At 46.0% G+C, this 793-nt stretch carries 1 protein-coding gene; it reads left to right on the top strand.

Going from position 1 to position 793, the window contains the following annotated elements; all coding sequences use genetic code 11:
- The coding region (locus tag A3729_RS08715) for a DUF4105 domain-containing protein (protein WP_156497821.1) at positions 1 to 793 on the top strand (793 nt) is incomplete at both ends.

Genomic DNA, 793 nt, shown 5'->3' with positions numbered 1-793 from the left:
TTTGTAGATGAAAACTGCTCCTACCAATTACTCACCTTATTGGATGCAGCCAGCGAACGCTTTAACTTCGTCGACGCCTTCAAACTCAGCGCAATCCCTTCCGATACAGTACGCGCCATTGAACAAGCAGGAGCGGTAAAGCACGCACGTTTTCGCCCTTCTACCTTAAGCCTGATGACTCAGATGATCGATAACTTAAGCGATGATGAGATCCACCTTGCCAGGAACTTGGTAGAAGATAACAAGCTTGCAACAAACCACTTGCAAAGATTGGATACAGAAAGTCAGGCAAAGGTTTTGGAATTGGCCTACCAATACAGCCGCTACCTGGCAGTGAGAAAAAAATCCGACCTTCCACACCTTGGCAAACGAACGATCGAACTACTTTCGACTAGAAGTAAGATCGATAAGACTAAAGTATTTCCAGACTTTCCAACACCTAAGTATCGTGACGATCAAGGACATAACTCACGCCGATTAACGCTAGCCGGCGGTTATGACGGCAGCCACCATTTCCAGCAACTGGAAATTCGAGCAGCATACCATGATCAACTGGATGCCTTACCTGGCTATATTCAAGGCGCTAAACTTGAAATGCTTAACATGAAAGTTCGTCGTACCGAGGTAAATAACGAGGCAAAGACTCGACTCCAAGAACTGAAACTCATCGATATTGCCTCCTACACACCTCGAAACCTACTAATTACACCAATTTCCTGGCATGTTGCGACAGGCTTTTATCGACCTCGCAGCGCCCCTGAAGAGTTAAGCAGTTTTTTGAATGCTGGTGGAG

Source organism: Oleiphilus sp. HI0043, from assembly GCF_001634935.1.
This window is presented reverse-complemented; position numbering and strand designations above follow the sequence as displayed.